Genomic DNA, 21924 nt, shown 5'->3' on the forward strand with positions numbered 1-21924 from the left:
TATGAAAGCAATGGAAGCGGCAAAAAGCATCATTACATCACAATTTCCGAATTGTGATGTAGCTTTACTTGGAGGAAGTGTTGCAAGAGGAGAAGCGACAAAAACATCTGATCTGGACATTGTAATAGTTGATCAAAGTTTAATGTCTTGTTATCGAGAATCTTTCTATAGTAATGGGTGGCCAGTTGAGGTATTTGTACATAATTTTGAAACGTTAAAAACTTTTTTTAAGATAGATTGTGACCGAGGAAGACCTTCGTTACCACAATTAGTTGCAGAAGGTATTGTATTAAAAGGGGAAGAGGGAATTGTTGGGAAATTAAAAAGCGAAGCGAATGAGTTACTAAATAAAGGACCAGCTAAATGGACGGAAGAAATGATGGAGCAGAAGCGTTATTTTATTACAGATACTTTGGATGATTTTATTGGTGCATCAAAAAGAGAAGAAGAGTTGTTTATCGCGAATTTATTAGCTGATTTATTACATGAATATGTATTAAGAGTAAATGGTAAATGGCTTGGAAGTTCAAAATGGTTTATAAGGGTACTTAGAAGATATGATGAACAATACGCAGATCAATTTGTAACAGCATTCGATCATTTTTATAAAACAGGAGAGAAAAGAAAATTAATTACTTTTGTAGAAAAAACGTTAGAACAGTATGGAGGAAGAATGTTCGAAGGGTTTTCTATAGGAAAATAAAGTGAAACTTTAATCAGTGGGGGTTTTGTTCATCCCCCACTGATTATTAGTTGAACCAATCGGGCTTTTACGGACAGTTGATCCCCCATCTAACTTCTTTGCTTCCGCTGAATTTTGAGGTGGGGGTCTTACTGTCCGTTAAAGCCGGATAAAAAGGGGATAGCACAATGAATATACCATTTGTTCAATTAAGAGAACTAACACTAGATGATGTAGAAGATCGATATCAATGGTCATTAGATACAAAAGTAACAAAACATTTAGTTGTACCAGATCAATATCCACCGTTCACTCGTGAAGATACGAAAAAATGGATTGAGGCATGTATAAATCGGAAAAATGGTTATGAACAAAGAGCTATCACTGCAGAGAACGGCATACATATTGGATGGGTAGATCTTAAAAACTTTGATAAAACAAATAAAAATGCAGAACTGGGAATCGCGATTGGTAATAAAGAGTATTGGGGCAAAGGATATGGAATAGCAGCCCTATATAGTATGTTACATGAAGCATTCTTTGAATTTGAATTAGAAAAAGTTTGGCTACGTGTAGATGAAGATAATTTTCAAGCTAGAAAGAGTTATGAAAAGGCTGGTTTTGTTTGTGAGGGATTAATGAGAAATGATCGATTACGTAAAGGTCAGTTCATTCATCGATATCGTTATAGTATGTTAAGAGAAGAATATCAATCTTTAATTAGTGGTTTATAAAAATATTATGTCAACTTAAAGGGGCTGGAGAAATATGATTCGATTACTTACGAAAGAAGATGCGGAAAAATATTGGGAGTTACGTTTACAAGCATTACAAGTAAATCCAGAGGCATTTGTAACAACTTATGAGGAGGCGATTCGTCAAGAAAATCCGATTAAGCGAGTGGAAAGAAATTTAACAGCTACTACTAGTTGTACATTCGGTGCTTTTAATGAAGAGGATCAATTAGTTGGAGTTGTCACTTTACTAACAGAAGAGAAAGAGGCGTATAAACATAAAGGTCATATCGTTGCGATGTATGTAGATGCAAGCAATCGAAGAAGTGGCCTTGCGCGTGAGTTAATACGTAAGGCAATTGAAAGAGCAAGAGAAATGAACTTGGAACAATTGACATTAGGTGTTGTGTCTACAAATGAGCCAGCAAAAAAGTTTTATGAATCAATGGGCTTTAAAACGTATGGGGTTGAAAAGAGAGCTATAAAGATGAATGGTGTGTATAGTGATGATGAACATATGGTGTTGTTCTTGTAAGAGAGGGAGTTTAGTATGAAAGATCTTTATATAGACAAAAATATGAACCCGCAAGTAGCAATTTTGTATGCGACGGTTACTGATACATTTAAAAGACTGCAAAAGTTAGTAGAAGGAACTGACGAAAAAGAACTGTCATTTAAAGGAACAGAAAATAATGAAAATAGTATTGGACAACTACTTCAACATTTAGCAGTTGTCGATTTACATTGGGTGTACCGCTTAAAAGGAGAAGTAGTTCCACTTGTACTTGAAAATAAATACGGACCAATGTTAAATGAAGTAGGAGAACTACCAAGTTTAAGAAAACAGACATTGCAACAATTAATGCAAGATTATGAAGCTGTGCAACATATGTTTTATGCGGAATGTATGAAACTAGTAGAAAGTGATTTAACACGAGAAGTTTTTTACGAAAAGGAAGAAAATGCGACTATAAGATGGGGGATATGGCATATAGCTGACCACAATCGGTACCATCAAGCTCATATTAGCCGATTGAGAAAACTATATAGAGCTAGTTTATGTCCAAATTAAAGATTGTGAATTTTAATTATATTCATTTTGTTGTATAGTATTTAAGAAGAAACTAAACAAGGGGTTTTATAATGAAAGCTATTGCAGTAGGAATATTGGCATCATTTTTCTTTGCCTTTACCTTCGTTTTAAACCGTGCGATGGACTTAGAAGGTGGAAGCTGGATTTGGAGTGCCTCATTACGGTACTACTTTATGGTGCCAATGCTTTTACTTATTGTCATGTATAGAGGTAACTTAAAGCAACTCTTTCAATATATGAAAAGTAATCCGAAAGAATGGTTAGTGTGGAGTATCGTTGGATTTGGTCTCTTCTATGCACCACTTAGTTTTGCCGGAGCTTTTGGACCTGGTTGGCTCGTTGCATCAACATGGCAAATTACGATCGTCGCTGGAATTTTGTTAACACCATTTTTTGCAGTAGATCCGTTACATAAAAAACTTCCAATGAAGGAATTAGTTATGTCGGGCATTATTTTATGTGGTGTTATACTCATGCAAGTAGAACATGCTTCTTCATTAGGAATTCGTGAAACCGTTTTATGTGTAGTTCCTGTACTTATTGCAGCGTTTGCGTATCCTCTTGGGAATCGGAAAATGATGCGAGTTTGTAAAGGGGAATTAGATGTATTCCAGCGAGTTCTCGGTATGACGTTAGCAAGTTTACCATTTTGGTTTTTACTATCTGGTTATGAAGTATCAACAGGCGGGCTACCGTCAAGTAGCCAAGTTTTCCAATGTTTTATTGTAGCAGTTAGTTCTGGTTTAATCGCGACAGTATTATTCTTCTTTGCGACAGATCTTGTAAAAGATGATCCACAAAAACTAGCAACAGTGGAAGCGACTCAGTCTGGTGAAGTTTTATTTGCGCTAGCAGGAGAGCTTATCTTGCTATCTGTGCCAATTCCGTCATCTTTATCTTGGATTGGTATGAGCCTCGTTATTATTGGGATGATACTACATAGTTATGTGGCTGTAGTTGTGAAGAAAGAAGAAAAAATAACGGCGTAATGAGATTAGCTCTTTTTATAAAGAGCTAGTCTTTTTTCATAGAAAGGGATGGAAGTGTGAATTTACAGCGTGTTGAACAAATTGAAAATGATTTAATTTTACATGTACTACAGTATGCAGTTGGGCCAAGTGAAACTAGCTTAAAGAAAGCAGTTTTATTTTATGAAAGGAATAAAGGGAGTTTGCATAGATTTGAAGAAAAGGCTTGCATAGGTATTGAAATAATCGGGACAAATAAAGCGAGAATATGCCACATAGCAGTCGTCCCGCAATATCGTCATAAAGGAATTGCGTTGCAAATGATAAAGGAAGTAGTAAGAATGCATCAATTGACGTATCTCGAGGCTGAGACAGACGATGAGGCAGTAGAATTTTATAAAAAAATTGGTTTTCAAGTTAAAAGTTTAGGTGAAAAATATCCGGGGATTGAAAGGTTTTATTGTTACTTGGAAAAATAGTATAAAAATATATAAATGTGCATTTAATGTATAGTTTGAAAAAAGTAAGATTTACATTATATAATAAAGGTATCTGGAAAAATATAGATAAAAGAAATTAGGTGTATAGCACATGAGAATGGATAAAAGTAAATTTATAAAAATTGCTACTTCAATAGGGGTGTCATCTTTTTTATTAACAGGTTGTGGTGATTATGAAGAAGAAACTGCACAGAAAGAAAGTACCGCTGTTAAAACAGATGGTGGAAAACAAGGAAATGAACAAGAAACTTTAAATTGTGATGATAAAACCCCTACTAATGAAAATGTAGAAAATGATGAGTTATGTAAGGAAATGAATCCGTCATTTTCATCGTATCATGAAAATTCACATTTACCGATACTGCCATTCGTAGCAGGATATTTATTAGCAAGCAGAACTTCAAATATGAATTATACAGCAAAACCAAATATAATGAAGAAACCGTATGCAAATAATATTATTCCATATCGTGAAAAAGACCAAAGTAGAACTGGTGGTAGCGGTGGTGGAGGGTATTATGGCGGAACTAACAGTAACAACAATAATTCTTCCAATAAGGTGGATTTAAATAAACAACAGCCAAATTCCTCAAGTAAAGTGACGCCAGATACAAATACGCCGAAATCATCTACGACTCAAGCGCCGAAAGTGAATTCTGGTTCCAGTGGAATTGGGAATGCAAAAGCGCCAGCCGGATCATAATACGAAAGGATAATAGGATCATGTATACAGAACAAGAGCAGAAAGAGTATATGAAAGTATGGTTTTCACTTGCGGAAGAGGCTGGTCGGAATGGATTTACGTGGTCGAGTCTATTAGAAAAAGAAGAATGGAATCAATATATGGCAACAGGTATGTATCGTATGCCGGTAAAGACTTATACTGCTATTTCGAAAGCGACAGAAAAAATTATGTATGTGTTATATAGAACGTATCAATATATTGTCAATACGACAGAAGATTTTCAAACACTAGGATTTCCAGCGGAAACGTGGGAAATTGCAAGAATGAAACATACTGGTTTGTTTTCATATTTTACGAGGTTTGATTTTATCGTAAATGGTGAAGATATAAAATTAATAGAAGTAAATTGTGATACACCAACAGGTTATTTAGAGCCATCTGTCGCAAATGAAGTGTTGTGCCGTTATCATGACGTGAACCATCCGAACCATATAGAAGAGCATATTGTGCAGGCGTGGGAACAAATTAAACATGACTATAATATAAGTCCTATTGAGACGATATATTTTACTAGTTATGATTGGCATGATGAAGACCATCAAACAGTTCAATTTTTAAGAAGCTATTGTTTAGATCAATCAACGGATTATATAGGTATACAAGATATTGTCGTTGCAGATGATGGCATATATACGCCAAATGGTGAACGAATCCATTATTTATATAGACTATATCCAATTGAATATTTAGTTTCAGATGCCGATAAAAATGGAAAAAGAATTGGACTCCAGTTTTTAGATCATATAGCACAAGGAAGAGTGAAAATCATAAATCCGCCAGCTGCTTTTCTTATGCAAAATAAAAGTGTACTCGCATTCATTTGGCAACTTTACGAAGAAGGAGTCTTCTTTGAGGAAGAAGAGCTAGAGATTATACAGAAATACTTCCTACCAACCTATTTTACAAATAAACCGTTTATTGAAAAAAATGAATCATATGTTTCTAAACCTTTATACGGCCGTGAAGGCGGAGGGGTATCTATATACGAAAATGATGAGCTTTTAGCAGAAGATAAAACAGCGTATTACTTTGAACAGCGGAAAATATATCAGCAATACATAGAAATGCCTGACTACACAATTGACACATGGGATGGTCCATATACTGGAAAACTATTAATTGGTTCACACTGCATTAGCGGGAGAGCTGCAGGGTTATTTTTACGTGTAGGTGAGAAAATAACAGGGAACTTATCGATGTTTACAGGGGTTACGATTGAAGGATAAATTAATACAAAGGGCTCATCATTTTTGATGGGCTCTTTCGTTTATAGAGTGTTCTTATTTTTTGATGTAACGTCTTCATCGTTCTTCTTTAGTTATATAAAACCAATATATTACTATTTTAATGTGTTGATAAAAATGATTAAGTTAAAAATTAAGAAAAATATGATAATATATGTATGTAGTAGTTTAAAACAAAATGGGGGAACAATCGTGAAAATGAATGACATCGTGGCAAGTACGCCATTGCCAAATACAATTAAAACAATTACAAATGATTTAAGAAAATTAGGGTTAGAAAAAGGAATGACGGTTATTGTACATTCTTCGCTAAGTTCTATTGGCTGGGTATCAGGCGGAGCAGTTGCGGTAGTAGAGGCATTAATGAAAGTGATTACAGAAGAGGGAACCATTATTATGCCAACGCAATCTTCGGATTTATCTGATCCGAAACATTGGTCAAGACCACCTGTTCCTGAAGAATGGTGGCAAATTATTCGAGATAACGTACCAGCATTTGAGCCACATATAACGCCAACAAGGGCAATGGGGAAGGTAGTTGAATGTTTTCGTACATATCCGAATGTAGTACGTAGCAACCATCCATTAGGAAGTTTTGCTGCATGGGGAAGACATGCAGAAGAAATAACGATGAATCAGTCACTATCGATGAGTTTAGGAGAAGAATCTCCTTTAAGAAAAATATATGATTTAGACGGATACATATTATTAATTGGTGTTGGATATGATTCCAATACTTCTGTACATTTATCAGAAGTACGTTCTGGTGCATGTGAATTAATAAAAGTAGGGGCACCTATTATAGAAAATGGTGAAAGAGTATGGAAAGAATTTGTTGATATGGATTACGATTCTGACAAATTTGTAGAAATCGGTGTAGAATTTGAGCAAAAGGGAACTGTAACAATAGGAAAAATAGGAAACGCAAAGTGTCGTCTTATGAAACAACGAGATATAGTTGATTTTGGAACAGAATGGTTTCGTAAGAAAAATTAGTAAGGGATGGTTACAATGAAGGGGAAAAAGGTATTAATTACAAGCGGTGGTTGTTTAGAAAAATGGGATCAAGTACGCGGCCATACAAATATGGCAAAAGGAACAATTGGAAGAATAATTGCCGAAGAGCTTATAAGTAAAGGGGCCCATGTTATATATTTACATGGTTATTTTGCGGAGAAACCGAATGATATAAACAATCAATTAGAATTACATCCATTTGAAGGAATTGTTGATTTACAAGATAAAATGAAAAGTATCATTACGCATGAAAAAATCGATGCGGTTATTATGGCAGCGGCTGGATCTGATTGGATTGTGGACAAGATTTGTGATCAAGATGGTAATGTTCTTGATATGAATGGAAAAATCTCAAGTGATATAGCGCCAATTATACATTTTCAAAAGGCACCGAAAGTATTAAAGCAAATAAAACAGTGGGATTCAGAAACTGTACTCGTTGGCTTTAAACTTGAAAGTGATGTAAATGAAGAAGAACTGTTTGAAAGAGCGAAAAATAGAATGGAAGAAGCAAAGGCAAGTATAATGATTGCAAATTCACCACATTCTTTATATTCGCGCGGAGCAATGCACTATGTAATTGGACAAGACGGTAAAGGGCAGTTATGTAATGGAAAAGATAAAACAGCGAAAGAAATTGTCAAAAGGTTAGAAGTACTATGTAATCGCGTTACTGCTTTATAATTTTAAGTATTTGGATAAGAGTGAATCCGCATAGTATATATTGGTAAGCGAAACTTTAATTTATGGGAATTTTACTTTTACACAAACGTTAACCATTCAATATGGATACATAGAATAATTGGTGAGGAGTGAATTCTATGGAACATTTATTAAAGCAAGCTATTAAACTCCGGAAAGAAAAGAAATATGCGCAGTCTAAAGAGATACTCATTGGATTAACAAACTTTACGAGGGATGCAGAAGTACTTTATCAATGTGCCTGGATACATGATGTAATGGGGCTTGAAACAGAGGCTATGCCATATTATGAACAGGCAATTGCGAACGGTCTTGAAGGTGAGTCACTTTGCGGAGCTTATATCGGCCTTGGTAGTACATATCGTTGTATAGGTGAGTATGACAAAGCAATTACTGTTTTAGAAACAGGTTTGCAGCAGTTTCCAGATAATGATGTGATGAAAGTATTTTTGTCATTAGCGAAATATAACGTAAACGATCATGAATCCGCGATGAAATTATTACTTGAAACAGTCGTAAAAGTAGAAGAAGTTAAAGAATTTGAACGTGCTATTTCATTTTATAAAGACCATTTAAACGAGGTTTTTGAATAGAGGAGTGAAAGTATGAGTGTCACACTTTCGCGAAGGCGAAAAGGTATCTGGATTGGACTCGTATCTTTAATCTTGTTATCAAACTATTTATTGTATGCTCTTCCGATTGTACCAGCTACTCCGAAAGAAGTTGTTCTCGGATCATTATTAGATTGCATGTTTGTAATTCCAGTCATTACGTATTTCTTTATTATTCGAAAAAGATACTCGTTAACGTATATATTTCCTGTTGTAATAGCTGGTTATATATTTGCAAGATTTATTATTCCAAGCGACTATTTACAAGCTTTTTCATACGTTTCTTATAGTATAATTGCAGGAGAAATTGCTTTTGTATGTGTAGAGTTATTCCTTCTATATAAAATTGTTAGAAAGCTTCCTAACATAATAAAAAAATATAAAGAATATAAAAGTGAGTATTCTTCATTTTCTTATGCAATTGATGCTGCGTTTGATGCCACTATGAAAAGAAATAAATTAATAGATATCATTGTAACAGAGTGTAAGCTAATTTATTATGCATTTTTATCGTGGCGTGAAAAAGTACCAGAAGGTGAAAGCGTATACTCATATCACAAAAAGACTGGTGCAATAGGTGTATATATTATGATCATCCATGCGACCTTAATAGAAAGTATTGGTTTTCATTATTTGCTTCATCAATGGAATTCAGTTGTAGCATGGGTGTTACTTATTTTAAACGTATATGCAATGTTTTATTTTTTAGCTGAAATTCAAGCAATGCGTAAAAATCCAATTATTGTTACGGAAGAAAAGGTAATTATTCAAATTGGATTAGGGAAGAAAATCATTATACCGTTTACACAAATAGATAAGATTATGTTTTATAAAGGAGAACTTTTAAAAAAAGAGAAAGAGGTTCTTGACGCAACGGTGATGGAATTTATAAAGGAACCTCCAACATTTGAAATAATACTCAAAGAGCCAATGGAAGCACAATTATTATATGGATTTTCTAAAACAGTAAGTCGTGTTCACTTAAATGTTGATGAGGAACAGAAATTTTATGATGTGATGACGGAGAATTTGAACCATGAATAATGCTACTAATTTTCATCGTACGTTTGGTATGTATGGTATTTGTATCGAAAATAATAATATATTAGTAATTGATAAATCAAAAGGTCCATATAAGAACAGATATGATCTACCTGGTAGGAGCTTAAATGAAGAGGAGTCGTTGTTATCGGCACTCCATAGGGAATGTAAAGAAGAAACTGGATTAGAAGTAAAGGTTATAAAGCAAGTAGGTACGGTTGATTTTCAATATCCTTCAAAGTTTAAAGATTATACATATGTACACCATATTGCAGTTTTGTATGATGTTGAAAAGAGTGCAGGGAAAAACATAGTACCAAAACAATTTGAAGGTCAAGATTCTTTAGGAGCGAGATGGGTTTCTATAGAAAGCATTACAGAAGACAATTCATCTCCACTTGTATGTAGTGCAGTGGAGTGGTTGAAAACGAATGAGCTTCCATTAGAAGTGAAAAAATATGAAACATGGACAGTGAAAAACTCCTTCTAAAATAAGAGGGAGTTTTTATTGTCTATTTGGAGACCAAACACTTCTTTATCACTATATAAATGGATATAATTAAGATTAGAAATAGCATAAGGGGAAATAAAGAATGAATAAATTACTAACACCAAAAAGTGAAATTGTAGAAAGAAAAATTCGGTATGACTCGACCGTAGTAGATCACACTTGCTTATTACTTGAAAAGCAGTTGCAAAGTATCGTGTTATTTCATGAGGTTCAGTATTCATTTACAATGACTGCACATGGTGCGAGTTTAACAATCCCAAAAGGAAGTTACACCATTGCATACTACTGGGAAAATCGTCCGTACAATTTATACATATGGAGAGATAAAAATGGAGTGTATTTAGGCTCTTATTTTAATGTTGTAAAAAATACGCAAATAACGGGCGAACTAGTGTCATTTGAAGACTTAATTATTGATATATTGGTACTTCCAAGTAGAGAATATTTTATTTTAGATGAGGATGAGTTACCTGAGCCTTTAGAGGGATTTGAGGGTGGTTATGTGAATGAAGCTCTTAATGTATTAGAGGGGATAATTCAAAAGACGCTTCCTCAAATGATTGTAGAGACAGAAATGGTGTGGTTAAACTAAAGCGATTTGAAAAGAAAATATGTGTTTAATGAAATTGAGTAGTCTTAAGTTATATGATCTAACTTTTTTGATAAGTCTAAGGTTAGATGTGTATTTCTTGGGATTACTATTTTTTGTGGAAACTAATATTGACTGAATATAGTTCAGTCGTTTATGATTGAATCAGATTCAGTCGAAGGTAAAACATAGTAGGAGATGACCTATGAAAAGAATATCAAAAGAACCAGATGTTAGAAGGCAAGAGTTAATGGATATTGGTTTTGAACTATATATGAAAAACGGTATGAAAGGATTTGGCATAAAAGATGTTGTGAATCATGCTGGTGTAGCAACGGGCTTATTTTATTATTACTTCAAGTCTAAAGAGAATTTTGTTGACGAAGTATTAAATGACTTTATTGTGAAAAATATGGAGTTAATTGAAGAAATACTTATTTCTAATGAACGGTCTGTTATGCAAAAGATGAAAGATTCTCTAAATATATTTTGGACATTTATCGAAAAATTAGCACCCTATAAAAATGTGAGTTCGTTTCAGACGGAACAACATTTTCAACTAGAACAGAAATTATTTACGCGAATGCAGCCGTTAATTCGACAAGTAATCGAAGAAGGAGTGAAAACTGGGATTTTTAATACTGATAACTCATTATTAGCATCAGGATTTATTTTATACGGTCTTAGCAGTATTGCTCATTCAGAGGTGAATTTGAATCTAGACACGAAGCAAGAAATGATTAATTTAGTATTAAATACACTACGATACGATCAAATCGAAGGAGAATGTATATGAAAATTATTATTGATGGAAACAATATTTCGAATGAACAACTTACAAAGTGGAAAAGAGAACGTATTAAAAAAGTTTTCAATACATTAGGACATAAAGAACCGGAATTAAATGATACAGACGTTATGATAAAAAAACTAACGGAACTAAAGTTAAATTATTCATACAATGAAATGTATGATAAGTTGAAAATTAAACTGAAATTAAGTGAAATGGGTATGCGTATTTGTACTGTTTTATCTGGTGATAGACGAAAATTTTCAAAAACAAGTATCTATTTAGATGGGATTACAGCAGAAGAAGCGATAAATGGAATTGATAGTTTTATGCTTGAACAATCAGATGAAAATGATCAAGTGAATTTATCAGCCTGCCCAGATCACTACGTACTAAGACCCTTTGGGGAAAATGAATTAGAGGTTATCGAAACTACTGGTAATTCTCCATTTCCAGTTCAATTTTTTATTGTTTTTGGTGACGAACCGGGATTGAAGACACCTAGAGATAAGTCTTATCAATATCAATCAATGGGTGTTGCACGTATGAAAGATGGTACTACAATTGGTGGAGTTCGACATCAATTCAAAGATACAGATACTGGTATAGAAGTAAGTCTAGTTGTAGAGTTTCCAGCACTTTGTCCAAATAGCCTTATTAAATCGCATCAAATGCATTTGGCATGTGAGTTTTCTTATTGGTTACAGTGGATTAAAAGCCATAAAAAATAATTTTTAAATAAATAACAATAAGGATGTTCAAACGAATCATATGTATTTTTTTACAAAACCTAGTTGACTTATCGGAAATATTTGTATAATATGTACTTAATTCTATTACGTATTGCTGATTGGAGAAACCAAAGGCATTTTATCTATTGATAAAATGCCTTTGGTTTTTTTATTGCATAAATACTGAATCTGTTCATTTAGATGAAGCATTTCAAGGAGGGGGAAAATTGACTGTTTCAATTGATGGAGTATCAAAATATTTTTCGAAACAAACTCGTACTGTTCAAGTATTAAAGAATATTAATTTTCAATTAGAGAAAGGGGACTTTGTTACAGTGATTGGTCCGAGTGGTTGCGGAAAAAGTACACTGTTAAAAATTATTGCAGGTTTAGACAGCGATTTTGAGGGAGAAATCATTATTGACGGGGAGCGTATAACAAAACCGAGTAAGAAGCAAGGATTTATATTTCAAGAGCATCGATTGTTCCCATGGCTAACAGTGGAAGAAAATATTGCAGCTGATTTGTCATTAAAAGATAAGTATGTGAAGGATAAGGTAAAGGAATGGGTTGAAATTGTTCGATTAGACGGTTTTGAAAAATCATATCCGAAAGAAATATCAGGCGGGATGTCACAACGTGTTGCGATTGCAAGAGCGTTGTTAAGGGATCCCAATGTATTATTGCTTGATGAACCATTTGGAGCACTGGATGCATTTACCCGAAGTCATTTACAAGAAGTACTGCTCAACATTTGGGAACAAAAAAAGACAACAATGATATTCGTTACACATGATATAGACGAAGCAATATATCTTTCGAACCGAATTGTCATCATGAGTGCAAAGCCTGGAAAGATACATAAAGTGATTGAAAATAATTTACCTTATCCGCGTAGTAAAACTTCGGAGTCATTCCAAGAAATTCGAAAGAAAGTATTACAGCAGTTTGAACACGGGGGATTAATTCAAACAAGTATATAGGGAAAGAGTGAGTATATGTATAAAAAAATCAAAGTTCTTTCTTTTGCATTAGCTATATCTTTATTTTTATTTGGATGTGAAAAAAGCACAGCAAGTAGTAAGAAGGAAGATGTAACAGTACAAATTGGTATTCAGCAAGGGTTAAGTCCACTATTACTAGCACAGAAAAAAGGATGGTTTGAGGAAGAGTTTAAAAAAGAAGGAGTTAAAGTGAAATGGACAGAGTTCCAGAGCGGACCTCCTTATTTTGAAGCAATCGCATCAAATCGATTAGATTTTGGTGAAGTTGGCAACTCCCCAGTTATTTCCGCGCAAGCAGCAGGTATTGAATTTACCGAAATTGCTAATACCAGTTATGCGAGGAGAGGAACTGGTATTCTTGTACAAAAAGATAGCAAGATTACGAGTGTAAAAGATTTAAAAGGTAAAAAAATTGCCGTAGCAAAAGGGAGTAGCGCGTTTAATTTATTATATCGAGCATTAGAAAAAGAAGGTATCAATGCGAAAGATGTAAATGTCATTCAACTGCAACCAGATGAAGCGCAGCCAGCATTTGAATCAGGATCAGTAGATGCATGGGCCATTTGGGATCCATTCATTTCACTACATACGTTAAATAAAGGAGCAAAGGTTATTACAGATGGTGAACGATTAAATGTTTCTTCACCAGAGTTTTTAATTGCAAGAACAAAGTTTGCAAAAGAACATCCAGAATTAGTTGAGAAGTTTCTCAAAGTTTATGAAAAAGCACGAGTATGGCAAGAGTCAAACTTAGATGAAGCAATAAAAATATATACTTCTGCAAAGAAAATAGATGCTGAAATTGTAAAAGAAGTGTTTAATCATGACAAACCAATTTTAGTTCCAGTAACGAAAGAAATAATAGTGGAACAGCAAAAGACAGCGGATTTTCAATATAAGCTCGGTTCTATAAAGAAAGAAATTAAGACAGATAAAGTAGTAGATAATTCTTTCGTAGAAAAAGCAGTAAAAGCGAAATGAAATGAGGTTTTGTAAATTGGAAAATACGAAAGCTGTTATGAAACCAGCGAGTATAACGATTGGCAAAAACAATGTAAAGAAAATGCGAAAGACGAATGTAAAATTGATAGTAAGGGCAATTGCTATACCGATTATCGTATTAAGTATTTGGCAGTTAGCTGGAGTGTTCGATCTAGTTTCTAAAACAGTTTTACCAACGCCATTAGATATATTTCTAGCTTTTCAAGAACTTATAAAAACAGGAGAGTTATTCGGTCATTTAAACATTAGTGTATTCAGGGCTGCGGCTGGATTCTTTATCGGCGGGAGTTTAGGCATTATTTTAGGGACGATTGTTGGATTTTCAACGAGAAGTGAGCAATATTTAGATCCGTCTGTACAAATGTTACGAACTGTACCTCATTTAGCTGTTGCACCGCTTTTCGTATTATGGTTCGGTTTTGGAGAAACATCGAAAGTATTATTAATTGCAGACGGTGCATTTTTTCCTTTATACGTAAACGCGTTTTTAGGAATACGGGGTGTAGATTCAAAATTATTTGATGTTGCGAGAGTGTTAGAGTTTAGTAAACGAAAATTAATTACGAAACTAATTTTACCAGCGGCATTGCCTAACCTTTTACTTGGAGCGAGATTATCATTAGGAGTTGCATGGGTGAGTTTAGTAGTAGCAGAACTGATGGGATCTACACAGGGTATTGGCTATATGATTATGGATGCAAGGCAATTTTCAAATACAGATATTGTATTTGTCGGTATTATTATCTTTGCGTTCGTTGGGAAGATTTCTGATTCACTCGTACGTTTACTAGAAGTGAAGTTTTTAAGATGGCGAGATAATTTCAAAGGAGAGACAGGGAATTAATATATAAATTATTAGGGGTAATTTATATAGAGTGTTTTGTTGGATTTTTCAAAACAATTAAGGGGTGTGTAATAGTATGGAATTGTTATGGTTTATTCCGGCTTATGGAGATGGTCGATATTTAGGAACGACAAAAAGAGGAAGAGCAGCTGAATATGGTTACTATAAACAAGTTGCACAAGCAGCGGATTATTTAGGGTATACGGGTGTGTTACTTCCAACAGGTCAAGGTTGTGAAGATCCTTGGGTATTAGCATCGGCACTTGCCGCTGAGACTGAGAAGTTAAAATTTTTAGTAGCAGTTAGACCAGGACTAATGTCACCGACGGTAGCAGCGAGAATGGCGTCGACATTTGATAGAATTTCAGATGGGAGGTTACTTATTAATGTAGTGGCTGGAGGAGATCCAGTCGAACTGCAAGGGGATGGATTATATCTTGAACATGATGAAAGGTATGAAGCGGCGGATGAATTTTTAAAGGTTTGGAAATCGACTTTACAAGGTGAAACGATCTCTTTAGAAGGAAAACATATTAAAGTTACAGATAGTAAAGTCGTATTCCCGCCAGTTCAAACACCGTATCCACCAATTTATTTTGGAGGATCGTCTGCGGCAGGTAAAGAAGTTGCAGCGGAACACAGTGATGTATATTTAACGTGGGGAGAGCCACCAGAGCAAGTGAAAGAGAAAATAGAAGAAGTAAAAAAACTTGCGGAAGAGAAGGGGCGTAACGTACGGTTTGGCATTAGGTTACACGTAATTGTAAGAGAAACAGAGGAAGAGGCATGGGAAGAGGCTGAAAAGTTAATTCAATATGTAGATAATGAAACGATTGAGCTTGCTCAAAAAACATTTGCAAGATATGATTCAGTCGGTCAAAAACGAATGACACATTTAAATAAAGGTACGAGAGAGTCGTTAGAGATAAGCCCTAACTTATGGGCTGGCATCGGGCTTGTAAGAGGTGGTGCAGGTACTGCCCTCGTGGGAGATCCACATACGGTAGCAGAAAGAATAAAAGAATATGAAGCGTTAGGAATTGATACGTTTGTTTTATCAGGATATCCTCATTTAGAAGAAGCGTATGAGGTGGCAGAACTATTATTTCCTTTATTGAAAGAAGAAAAGAAACAAGAAACTAAAATTGTTGGTGAAATGATAGCAGATGCTTATGCATTAAAAAAATAGTGAGAAATAAAATGAAACTTTAATCCCTTGGATGAACGGTCCTAAGGGATTATTAGTTGAACCAATTGGGTATTAGCAGGCAGTTTCACCTATGTTTTGCTTCATTTTGTTTACTGCCTGTTCATACGTGATAAAGAAACCCGCAAGTATTTCACTTGCGGGTTTTCATCGTAAACTATTAGAAAATATGGTAAAATTAAATAGTAACTTAAGGTACGGTTGGTTGTTCAATTATCACTTCTCCAAAGTAGGAGGGGGTGATAATACGTGAGTGAAATAGCGTTGCTACTGCAGGGTGGACTGTTTCTCGTTGCATTGTTAACGTTCGTCGTCGTTTTAATAGACAAGCTCAAAAAATAACAACCCACCTATGCCAATAGAATGTGGGTTGTTTTGTTTGTAAGAAACAAATAGGATAAATGAACAATCCAATCTGCTAAGTTACGTGGACTAGTGTGTAGCCGCACACTAGTCTTTTTTATTTATATACAATTAATAATTGGTTTATGTGATTGTATTGTTCTTTTCATACTTATTATAACACAGTGTCTTTTCATCAAGAAAGGAGACCGTATGTTCTGATTGTGATTACATAGAAGTAGTTTTTTCTTTAAATAGCCCATCCATATACTGTTTTAAAGTTTGGACATAAAATTCTTGTTTATTTACATTATTTACGCCAACAATAGGGGATGGAATTTCATATCTCTTTTCTGATAAATGAACGACAACATCAAAGATATCAAATAGACGAATGAAACAAAACAGGCCATCTTTATCACTTAATAAAATAAAGTAATGGTTTTCACTGTTTGTATTTAATGTATTCCATAAAGAACTTTTACTTAAATCGCGCACAATGCTCTTTTCTTTTAATTCCACGAAATCGGCATTTGATAGAATGTTAGAAATATCAATCGCATCTGGATCTTCAAAATAACCATCAACAGCTTGTACAGCGAAAGTATAAGCCATTTTTAATACACTCATTTTATACTTTCGGTTATCTAAAAGTAATTCACGTTGAATAGAGCTAGCTACTTTCGTTACACGTTCTTCTTTCCAAATTTCGTTATGTAGTGAAATATCGTGCTTTTTACATAGTTTCATAATTAATGCATTCGAATAAAGTATTTCATCACTTACTTCAACAACATCAGTCTCAGCTGCTGCAAGTTCCTCACCATGCTCATTCGTATACAGGGGAGAGTCAATTTGTTTTTTCATTTGCTCAATCTTATATTGACTTAACTTATGCCGAATTAAGGGACGATCAATATTTGTTGACATTTGTTCATGACAAGTATCACAAATTGAGTTTGTGAAATAATACCCACATAATATTTCTGGGATGACATATTGTTCACTAAGTTCTTTCGTATCTTTTCTGCAAATGATGCATTGTGTCATTTTTATCACCTTTACCTGCAAATTTGTATGTAATCTCATTGTAGTGTATTTATTGGTATTTTGGAATATTGTAAAGGAAAATATTATGTGAAATTCTTGCTTATTTTGGTACAATGAAGTGGAGTGCTAGTTTAAAGGAGGACGTTTTTTTGAAATCGAAAGTGCACTTTTGGACATTAGAAGTGCTAATGGTTGTAGCGATCATATTTATTTGCACAAAAATATCGTTTCTATTTCAACCGATTGGTATCTTCATATCTACGTTGTTTTTCCCAATCTTAATCGCGTTATTTTTATACTTCATATTTAATCCGGTGTTAGTCTTTTTAGAGGAGAAAAAAGTACCTAGAAATTTAGCGATTTTACTGTTATATCTTTTTATCATAACATTAACTGCGGTTGGCGTTGGGGTAGTTGTTCCAACGATCTCACAACAGCTAATGGATTTAGTGAAAAATATGCCAGGCTATATAAAAGAGGGAAAACTATACATACAAGATTTATCCCATCATAGACTGTTTGAATGGTTATCTACACAAAACTATGTTTCCATTGAAACAATTGAAAAAAATGCAATTGAATATTTAAAGGATATACCAAACACACTTACGTCGAGTGCAACGGCTTTATTTGGTATTATAACGAATGTCGCATTAGTTATCTTTACAGTACCGTTCATTTTATTTTATATGTTTAAAGATGGACATGCGTTTCCAGGGAAAGCAGTTAGTCTATTACCTGAATCTTATCGTGAAGAAGGACTTCGTATCATTAAGGAAACGAACGAAACATTATCTGCATATATTCAAGGGCAAGCGCTCGTTTGTATATTTGTAGGTGCTTTTACTTTTATCGGGTATTTAATTATTGATTTACCGTACGCTTTCGTTTTAGGAATTATAGCAGCATTTACAAACATTATTCCTAACTTAGGTCCATTTATCGGTGCAGCACCAGCTGTTATTGTAGGTCTGTTCGTATCTCCGATGCAAGCGTTGTACGTAATTATTATCGTAACAATTGTACAACAATTTGAAAGTAACATCATTTCACCGCGTATTATGAGTTCAAAATTAAATATCCACCCGTTAACAATTATTATTTTAATTTTAGGGGTAGGTAACTTTGCGGGAATTATCGGAATGATTTTGGCAGTGCCAGTTTACGCAGTAACGAAAACAGTTGTGTCGAACTTAGTAAGATTATTTAAGACGAAACGAAGTAATCGAAAATAATATATGTTGAGAAAGATACACCACTTTTTAAGTGGTGTATCTTTGTTTGTTAATCCATGTTAAAAAGTGTATTGATGCAATTTTATTATATATTTATTACATATCAAATGTACCGGAAAATTTGTATGATATAGCCTCGGTAAAACTATGTGGAATCCCTCTGAACTATCCAAATCATTTCCTTACAACGTGCTATCAACATCATAATCGACTCCTTTCAAGTTTTATATTTTTAAAGGATTATAGGTGAGAGTAGTATTTGCTTCTACGATCTCGAATTTCGTCTATAACCTGTTTGTATTGTTGTTCTTGTTTTAATTCAGCTTCAGAATAGTTTTTTTTCTGAATTGTAATTGTTAAAAAGAAAAGGTGAAACTTCATAATACATTCCTCCTTTCGAAAGGAATTATAGATGGCTACAGTAGTGACTTTGACGTTCTTTTACATCTTCCATAGCTTTATTAATTTGATGATTATGCAATATTTCACTGTCGGAGAACTTAGTTTTTTGAATCGTAATGGTTAAAAAGAATACTTTAAATTTCATTTGTTTTTACCCCTTTAAAAGTTATTTAGAAAAGACGGCTGTAATAAGAAGCTTGACGCTCTTTCACTTCATCCATAATAGATTGAATGTGTTGCTCACGCAAAATTTCGTTTTGAGAAAGCTTACGTTTTTGAATGGTGATAGTTAAAAAGAATGCTTTAAATTTCATTAGGGAATTGCTCCTTTAAAAGTTATTTAGAAAAGACGGCTGTAATAAGAAGCTTGGCGCTCTTTTACTTCGTCCATAATAGATTGAATGTGTTGCTCACGCAAAATCTCATTCTGTGAAAGTTTACGTTTTTGAATGGTGATGGTTAAAAAGAATGCTTTAAATTTCATTAGATAAAACCCCTTTATAATTGATTTAGAAAAGACGACTGTAATAAGAAGCTTGGCGGTCTTTCACTTCGTCCATAATGGATTGAATGTGTTGCTCACGTAAAATTTCATTGTGAGAAAGCTTACGTTTTTGAATGGTGATAGTTAAAAAGAATGCTTTAAATTTCATGAAGGTATTTCTCCTTAAAAATATATTTTTAATACATGTGCGTATAGTATGAACTTTTAATGTCAGTCATTTTATCAGTCAGTTGTTTTAATTGTTGTTTACGAATGATTTCAGCTTCAGATAAAGTGTTTTTCTGAAGTACAGTCGTAAAAAAGAAAATATGAAAAGTCATAAATGAATTCCTCCTTTCGAAAAGGAATTACATGTGATCACAATAAAGTACTTGGCGCTCCTTAACATCATTCATAGCTGTTTCAATTTGCTCATTATGAAACATTTCATCTTTAGAAATTTTATTTCTTTGAATCGTAATACTTAAAAACAATACGCTAATAGTCATCGAATGTTGCTCCTTTCTTAAAAAAATGATGTAAGAGGCTAAAAAATCGCACAAAAAAGCCACAGGAAGATATAGTTCTCCTATGGCAGGGCGTCAAAAAGCCACAGGAAAGTATACGACCTCCTGTGGCGAATTTATGAATTAATCGAAATAATGTACGATGTTCAATTCTCCATTAGGGTGGTCGAATTCATATTTAATTGTCCAGAAAACACAGGTGCAGTCAACGCCAAAGTTAAAGCATGTAATTGTAATCTCATCATTTTATTCGACCTCCTTTTAGAATATTTTTCTTACGTTAGTAAGTATATACAATTAATGGATAATTGTAAACATAAAAATTGAAAATTTTTAATTTTGATTAAAATGCGTATATTTTAAAGGATTTTGGGAAGTTGTATTGTAATTAACGAAATATCGATAAAAATGGGGGATGCTAAATGAAATATATGCATCGTAATGTAGTTGTTATGCTAATAATTTTTTTATTTATTACTGCGTGTTCTAGAGGAGAAAAAATAAAAGAAATATCTGATGTGAAACCTGGTGACTTTAAGAAATATGCTGGGACATACGTTGGTAATAACTCAGATGTGGTTACAATTGTTAATCATTTACCCGGTGGCGAAACATTTCAAAGTATTAGTTTGGAGAATGAAAGTATAAAGGTAAACTATGGTGTAAAAGTAAATGGAACTCTGACAGAAGATATGCTTGAGACATATTGGTTTGATGGTAAGGATACGATGGAAAAGAATTTTCTCTTTAACGTTATTTATCTAGCGATTTTAGTACCAAATGCAAAAAGCTACGAGTTTCAAGTAGAAAATAAAAATTTCACGATAAAAAGAGAAGAAATACTATTAATCCTGTATGAAAAATTTGATAATTTCCCAAAAGAAAATGATATATGGGATAAAAAGAAAGTAGTAAAGTTCCTTAACGATAATAACGAAAAAATTACAATGCTTATACATGATAAAGAGTTTCGGAAATCTTTATTTACTAAATATCCAGTGCAGCAGTTGAAATGATGGGAATATTTATACGAAAAAAAGTGCAGCCTTTTTAATTACTTTTATTGCACTTGTCGTTTTAAGATATGGTTCAAGACAATTTATTGTGGATTTAGATCAACGAACAATTGGTCTATTATTTTACTTAGTTGCAGTATCGTATATCATTCCGTGGAGAATTGCTTGTTATATAAAGTTTAGGAAAGTTTGGCGGGAAAATAATAATCATGTTATATAAGAAAAAACTTTTCTTTTGAGAAGTTTTTTCTTTTTATATGTAATTGAAATCATTTGTTGAAGTGCAAGCTACCATACAATATGATGAATATAAAAAGAGAAAGTAGGGGATATAAAAATGCGCACAATTTTACTTTTTCTAAACGACATGTCTATTAATGAAATTGAGGATATTAGGAAAAAACATGACCCTTTATTTGGTTTAATCCCACCGCATATTACAGTTATATTCCCATTTGAAAGCTCGATTTCAAATGATGAGCTGAAATTACATATTTTAAAATTGTCAAAAGGGATACAAGAGATAGAAATTGAATTTGCGAATCAAATTACCGGTGAAGGGGAATATTTATTTTTACGAGTTGAAAAGGGGCAAAAACAAATAGAAGAACTACATGATTTACTGTACACAGGACCTTTAATACAATTTTTGAAAGAGGATATTCCGCATATACCCCATGTAACAGTCGGGAGAAAAGAAAGTGCTGAGTTAGCTACTGAAGCAGCTAAAGATATTCATAGTTTCCATGAAAAGTTACAATGTGTAATTAATAGAATTAGTGTAGAGCGAATTGGAGAAAACGGGGAATCAATTATTGAATTTGAAGTACCGTTGCAAAAAAGCTGACAGAAG

Annotated in this window: 32 protein-coding genes and 1 pseudogene; 25 read left to right on the plus strand and 8 right to left on the minus strand. The window is 33.6% G+C overall.

The window, feature by feature from the left end:
- The first annotated feature begins 1 nt into the window (after position 1).
- From Q9B79_RS04280 to Q9B79_RS04380, 21 genes are all read left to right on the plus strand, one after another.
- Complete coding sequence (locus Q9B79_RS04280; protein WP_306182754.1) at positions 2–703, plus strand: nucleotidyltransferase domain-containing protein; 702 nt, start codon at positions 2–4, stop codon at positions 701–703.
- 167 nt (positions 704–870) lie between these two features.
- Positions 871–1416 carry a GNAT family N-acetyltransferase gene (locus Q9B79_RS04285; RefSeq protein ID WP_306182755.1) on the plus strand — a complete coding sequence of 182 codons (546 nt, stop codon included), beginning with the start codon at positions 871–873 and terminating at the stop codon, positions 1414–1416.
- 34 nt (positions 1417–1450) lie between these two features.
- Positions 1451–1951 carry a GNAT family N-acetyltransferase gene (locus Q9B79_RS04290; RefSeq protein ID WP_306182756.1) on the plus strand — a complete coding sequence of 167 codons (501 nt, stop codon included), beginning with the start codon at positions 1451–1453 and terminating at the stop codon, positions 1949–1951.
- 15 nt (positions 1952–1966) lie between these two features.
- Positions 1967–2488: a DinB family protein gene (locus tag Q9B79_RS04295; protein WP_306182757.1), complete on the plus strand. Its 522-nt coding sequence runs from the start codon at positions 1967–1969 to the stop codon at positions 2486–2488.
- A gap of 71 nt (positions 2489–2559) precedes the next feature.
- On the plus strand, positions 2560–3498 hold the full coding sequence (locus Q9B79_RS04300; protein ID WP_306182758.1) for a DMT family transporter: 939 nt from the start codon (positions 2560–2562) through the stop codon (positions 3496–3498).
- Between the two features lie 56 nt (positions 3499–3554).
- Positions 3555–3956, plus strand: coding sequence for a GNAT family N-acetyltransferase (locus Q9B79_RS04305; protein WP_306182759.1), 402 nt, complete (start codon positions 3555–3557; stop codon positions 3954–3956).
- A gap of 112 nt (positions 3957–4068) precedes the next feature.
- On the plus strand, positions 4069–4680 hold the full coding sequence (locus tag Q9B79_RS04310; protein ID WP_306182760.1) for a hypothetical protein: 612 nt from the start codon (positions 4069–4071) through the stop codon (positions 4678–4680).
- A 20-nt stretch (positions 4681–4700) separates the two neighbouring features.
- Positions 4701–5948 carry a glutathionylspermidine synthase family protein gene (locus Q9B79_RS04315; protein ID WP_306182761.1) on the plus strand — a complete coding sequence of 416 codons (1248 nt, stop codon included), beginning with the start codon at positions 4701–4703 and terminating at the stop codon, positions 5946–5948.
- Positions 5949–6164: 216 nt separating this feature from the next.
- Positions 6165–6962, plus strand: a complete 798-nt coding sequence (gene aacC / locus Q9B79_RS04320; protein WP_306183322.1) for a BA2930 family N-acetyltransferase — start codon at positions 6165–6167, stop codon at positions 6960–6962.
- 15 nt (positions 6963–6977) lie between these two features.
- Positions 6978–7667 carry a phosphopantothenoylcysteine decarboxylase domain-containing protein gene (locus Q9B79_RS04325; protein ID WP_029438715.1) on the plus strand — a complete coding sequence of 230 codons (690 nt, stop codon included), beginning with the start codon at positions 6978–6980 and terminating at the stop codon, positions 7665–7667.
- Between the two features lie 137 nt (positions 7668–7804).
- Complete coding sequence (locus Q9B79_RS04330; RefSeq protein WP_029438714.1) at positions 7805–8278, plus strand: tetratricopeptide repeat protein; 474 nt, start codon at positions 7805–7807, stop codon at positions 8276–8278.
- Positions 8279–8290: 12 nt separating this feature from the next.
- A complete protein-coding gene (locus tag Q9B79_RS04335; RefSeq protein WP_306182762.1) occupies positions 8291–9340 on the plus strand; it encodes a hypothetical protein in 1050 nt (349 codons plus the stop codon).
- Positions 9333–9827, plus strand: coding sequence for an NUDIX hydrolase (locus tag Q9B79_RS04340; protein ID WP_306182763.1), 495 nt, complete (start codon positions 9333–9335; stop codon positions 9825–9827). Before Q9B79_RS04335 ends, Q9B79_RS04340 begins: the two co-directional genes overlap by 8 nt.
- Before the next feature lie 103 nt (positions 9828–9930).
- A complete protein-coding gene (locus tag Q9B79_RS04345; RefSeq protein WP_306182764.1) occupies positions 9931–10440 on the plus strand; it encodes a ribonuclease FAU-1 family protein in 510 nt (169 codons plus the stop codon).
- A 202-nt stretch (positions 10441–10642) separates the two neighbouring features.
- On the plus strand, positions 10643–11233 hold the full coding sequence (locus tag Q9B79_RS04350) for a TetR/AcrR family transcriptional regulator (RefSeq protein ID WP_029438710.1): 591 nt from the start codon (positions 10643–10645) through the stop codon (positions 11231–11233).
- Positions 11230–11958, plus strand: a complete 729-nt coding sequence (locus tag Q9B79_RS04355) for a hypothetical protein (RefSeq protein WP_306182765.1) — start codon at positions 11230–11232, stop codon at positions 11956–11958. Before Q9B79_RS04350 ends, Q9B79_RS04355 begins: the two co-directional genes overlap by 4 nt.
- A 227-nt stretch (positions 11959–12185) precedes the next feature.
- The gene (locus Q9B79_RS04360) at positions 12186–12941 is read left to right on the plus strand and encodes an ABC transporter ATP-binding protein (protein WP_306182766.1); all 756 of its coding nucleotides are present in this window, start codon (positions 12186–12188) and stop codon (positions 12939–12941) included.
- A gap of 15 nt (positions 12942–12956) precedes the next feature.
- Positions 12957–13943: an aliphatic sulfonate ABC transporter substrate-binding protein gene (locus tag Q9B79_RS04365; protein WP_306182767.1), complete on the plus strand. Its 987-nt coding sequence runs from the start codon at positions 12957–12959 to the stop codon at positions 13941–13943.
- Positions 13944–13959: 16 nt separating this feature from the next.
- Positions 13960–14808, plus strand: coding sequence for an ABC transporter permease (locus tag Q9B79_RS04370; RefSeq protein WP_306182768.1), 849 nt, complete (start codon positions 13960–13962; stop codon positions 14806–14808).
- A gap of 76 nt (positions 14809–14884) precedes the next feature.
- The gene (ssuD, locus tag Q9B79_RS04375) at positions 14885–15997 is read left to right on the plus strand and encodes an FMNH2-dependent alkanesulfonate monooxygenase (protein WP_098669639.1); all 1113 of its coding nucleotides are present in this window, start codon (positions 14885–14887) and stop codon (positions 15995–15997) included.
- Between the two features lie 267 nt (positions 15998–16264).
- Positions 16265–16357 (plus strand): putative holin-like toxin, encoded by a 93-nt coding sequence (locus Q9B79_RS04380; protein WP_001289320.1) that lies wholly within the window; start codon positions 16265–16267, stop codon positions 16355–16357.
- A gap of 228 nt (positions 16358–16585) precedes the next feature.
- On the opposite strand, the gene Q9B79_RS04385 is transcribed toward Q9B79_RS04380, so the two are convergent.
- A complete protein-coding gene (locus Q9B79_RS04385) occupies positions 16586–17407 on the minus strand; it encodes an HNH endonuclease (protein WP_306182769.1) in 822 nt (273 codons plus the stop codon).
- Positions 17408–17556: 149 nt separating this feature from the next.
- Between Q9B79_RS04385 and Q9B79_RS04390 the strand changes: the two genes are divergently transcribed.
- On the plus strand, positions 17557–18642 hold the full coding sequence (locus Q9B79_RS04390) for an AI-2E family transporter (protein ID WP_078418007.1): 1086 nt from the start codon (positions 17557–17559) through the stop codon (positions 18640–18642).
- Between the two features lie 240 nt (positions 18643–18882).
- Here the strand turns inward: Q9B79_RS04390 and Q9B79_RS04395 are convergent, their stop codons facing one another.
- From Q9B79_RS04395 to Q9B79_RS04425, 7 genes are read right to left on the minus strand one after another with little or no spacing between them, the layout of a single operon-like run.
- Complete coding sequence (locus Q9B79_RS04395) at positions 18883–19023, minus strand: YrzI family small protein (RefSeq protein ID WP_088321443.1); 141 nt, start codon at positions 19021–19023, stop codon at positions 18883–18885.
- A gap of 25 nt (positions 19024–19048) precedes the next feature.
- Positions 19049–19189, minus strand: coding sequence for a YrzI family small protein (locus tag Q9B79_RS04400; protein ID WP_306182770.1), 141 nt, complete (start codon positions 19187–19189; stop codon positions 19049–19051).
- A gap of 25 nt (positions 19190–19214) precedes the next feature.
- Entirely contained in the window at positions 19215–19358 is a 144-nt protein-coding gene (locus Q9B79_RS04405; protein ID WP_000668972.1) for a YrzI family small protein, read from the minus strand.
- Positions 19359–19384: 26 nt separating this feature from the next.
- Positions 19385–19528, minus strand: coding sequence for a YrzI family small protein (locus tag Q9B79_RS04410; RefSeq protein ID WP_000668972.1), 144 nt, complete (start codon positions 19526–19528; stop codon positions 19385–19387).
- 25 nt (positions 19529–19553) lie between these two features.
- Positions 19554–19697, minus strand: coding sequence for a YrzI family small protein (locus Q9B79_RS04415; protein WP_029438702.1), 144 nt, complete (start codon positions 19695–19697; stop codon positions 19554–19556).
- A 28-nt stretch (positions 19698–19725) separates the two neighbouring features.
- Positions 19726–19869 (minus strand): YrzI family small protein, encoded by a 144-nt coding sequence (locus tag Q9B79_RS04420; RefSeq protein ID WP_000142717.1) that lies wholly within the window; start codon positions 19867–19869, stop codon positions 19726–19728.
- A gap of 27 nt (positions 19870–19896) precedes the next feature.
- Positions 19897–20037, minus strand: a complete 141-nt coding sequence (locus Q9B79_RS04425; protein WP_306182771.1) for a YrzI family small protein — start codon at positions 20035–20037, stop codon at positions 19897–19899.
- A gap of 440 nt (positions 20038–20477) precedes the next feature.
- Between Q9B79_RS04425 and Q9B79_RS04430 the strand changes: the two genes are divergently transcribed.
- The 3 genes and pseudogenes from Q9B79_RS04430 to Q9B79_RS04440 all read left to right on the plus strand — a co-directional run bounded on the left by Q9B79_RS04430 (position 20478) and on the right by Q9B79_RS04440 (position 21918).
- Complete coding sequence (locus Q9B79_RS04430) at positions 20478–21071, plus strand: DUF4825 domain-containing protein (RefSeq protein WP_306182772.1); 594 nt, start codon at positions 20478–20480, stop codon at positions 21069–21071.
- Positions 21067–21291 (plus strand): annotated as a pseudogene (locus Q9B79_RS04435) (CcdC protein domain-containing protein); the annotation flags it as partial. The gene Q9B79_RS04430 and the pseudogene Q9B79_RS04435, both read left to right, overlap by 5 nt.
- A gap of 117 nt (positions 21292–21408) precedes the next feature.
- On the plus strand, positions 21409–21918 hold the full coding sequence (locus Q9B79_RS04440; RefSeq protein WP_306182773.1) for a 2'-5' RNA ligase family protein: 510 nt from the start codon (positions 21409–21411) through the stop codon (positions 21916–21918).
- Positions 21919–21924 lie beyond the last annotated feature (6 nt).

Origin of the sequence: Bacillus sp. MHSD_36, from assembly GCF_030757775.1 — a bacterium.
Classification (GTDB): Bacteria; Bacillota; Bacilli; order Bacillales; family Bacillaceae_G; genus Bacillus_A.

Coding starts and splice junctions, on each gene's coding strand:
- Q9B79_RS04280 (WP_306182754.1), top strand. CDS start 2: ATGAAAGCAATGGAAGCGGCAAAAAGCATCATTACATCACAATTTCCG.
- Q9B79_RS04285 (WP_306182755.1), top strand. CDS start 871: ATGAATATACCATTTGTTCAATTAAGAGAACTAACACTAGATGATGTA.
- Q9B79_RS04290 (WP_306182756.1), top strand. CDS start 1,451: ATGATTCGATTACTTACGAAAGAAGATGCGGAAAAATATTGGGAGTTA.
- Q9B79_RS04295 (WP_306182757.1), top strand. CDS start 1,967: ATGAAAGATCTTTATATAGACAAAAATATGAACCCGCAAGTAGCAATT.
- Q9B79_RS04300 (WP_306182758.1), top strand. CDS start 2,560: ATGAAAGCTATTGCAGTAGGAATATTGGCATCATTTTTCTTTGCCTTT.
- Q9B79_RS04310 (WP_306182760.1), top strand. CDS start 4,069: ATGAGAATGGATAAAAGTAAATTTATAAAAATTGCTACTTCAATAGGG.
- Q9B79_RS04315 (WP_306182761.1), top strand. CDS start 4,701: ATGTATACAGAACAAGAGCAGAAAGAGTATATGAAAGTATGGTTTTCA.
- aacC (WP_306183322.1), top strand. CDS start 6,165: ATGAATGACATCGTGGCAAGTACGCCATTGCCAAATACAATTAAAACA.
- Q9B79_RS04325 (WP_029438715.1), top strand. CDS start 6,978: ATGAAGGGGAAAAAGGTATTAATTACAAGCGGTGGTTGTTTAGAAAAA.
- Q9B79_RS04330 (WP_029438714.1), top strand. CDS start 7,805: ATGGAACATTTATTAAAGCAAGCTATTAAACTCCGGAAAGAAAAGAAA.
- Q9B79_RS04335 (WP_306182762.1), top strand. CDS start 8,291: ATGAGTGTCACACTTTCGCGAAGGCGAAAAGGTATCTGGATTGGACTC.
- Q9B79_RS04340 (WP_306182763.1), top strand. CDS start 9,333: ATGAATAATGCTACTAATTTTCATCGTACGTTTGGTATGTATGGTATT.
- Q9B79_RS04345 (WP_306182764.1), top strand. CDS start 9,931: ATGAATAAATTACTAACACCAAAAAGTGAAATTGTAGAAAGAAAAATT.
- Q9B79_RS04350 (WP_029438710.1), top strand. CDS start 10,643: ATGAAAAGAATATCAAAAGAACCAGATGTTAGAAGGCAAGAGTTAATG.
- Q9B79_RS04355 (WP_306182765.1), top strand. CDS start 11,230: ATGAAAATTATTATTGATGGAAACAATATTTCGAATGAACAACTTACA.
- Q9B79_RS04365 (WP_306182767.1), top strand. CDS start 12,957: ATGTATAAAAAAATCAAAGTTCTTTCTTTTGCATTAGCTATATCTTTA.
- ssuD (WP_098669639.1), top strand. CDS start 14,885: ATGGAATTGTTATGGTTTATTCCGGCTTATGGAGATGGTCGATATTTA.
- Q9B79_RS04385 (WP_306182769.1), bottom strand. CDS start 17,407: ATGACACAATGCATCATTTGCAGAAAAGATACGAAAGAACTTAGTGAA.
- Q9B79_RS04395 (WP_088321443.1), bottom strand. CDS start 19,023: ATGAAGTTTCACCTTTTCTTTTTAACAATTACAATTCAGAAAAAAAAC.
- Q9B79_RS04400 (WP_306182770.1), bottom strand. CDS start 19,189: ATGAAATTTAAAGTATTCTTTTTAACCATTACGATTCAAAAAACTAAG.
- Q9B79_RS04405 (WP_000668972.1), bottom strand. CDS start 19,358: ATGAAATTTAAAGCATTCTTTTTAACTATCACCATTCAAAAACGTAAG.
- Q9B79_RS04410 (WP_000668972.1), bottom strand. CDS start 19,528: ATGAAATTTAAAGCATTCTTTTTAACCATCACCATTCAAAAACGTAAA.
- Q9B79_RS04415 (WP_029438702.1), bottom strand. CDS start 19,697: ATGAAATTTAAAGCATTCTTTTTAACTATCACCATTCAAAAACGTAAG.
- Q9B79_RS04420 (WP_000142717.1), bottom strand. CDS start 19,869: ATGACTTTTCATATTTTCTTTTTTACGACTGTACTTCAGAAAAACACT.
- Q9B79_RS04425 (WP_306182771.1), bottom strand. CDS start 20,037: ATGACTATTAGCGTATTGTTTTTAAGTATTACGATTCAAAGAAATAAA.
- Q9B79_RS04430 (WP_306182772.1), top strand. CDS start 20,478: ATGAAATATATGCATCGTAATGTAGTTGTTATGCTAATAATTTTTTTA.
- Q9B79_RS04440 (WP_306182773.1), top strand. CDS start 21,409: ATGCGCACAATTTTACTTTTTCTAAACGACATGTCTATTAATGAAATT.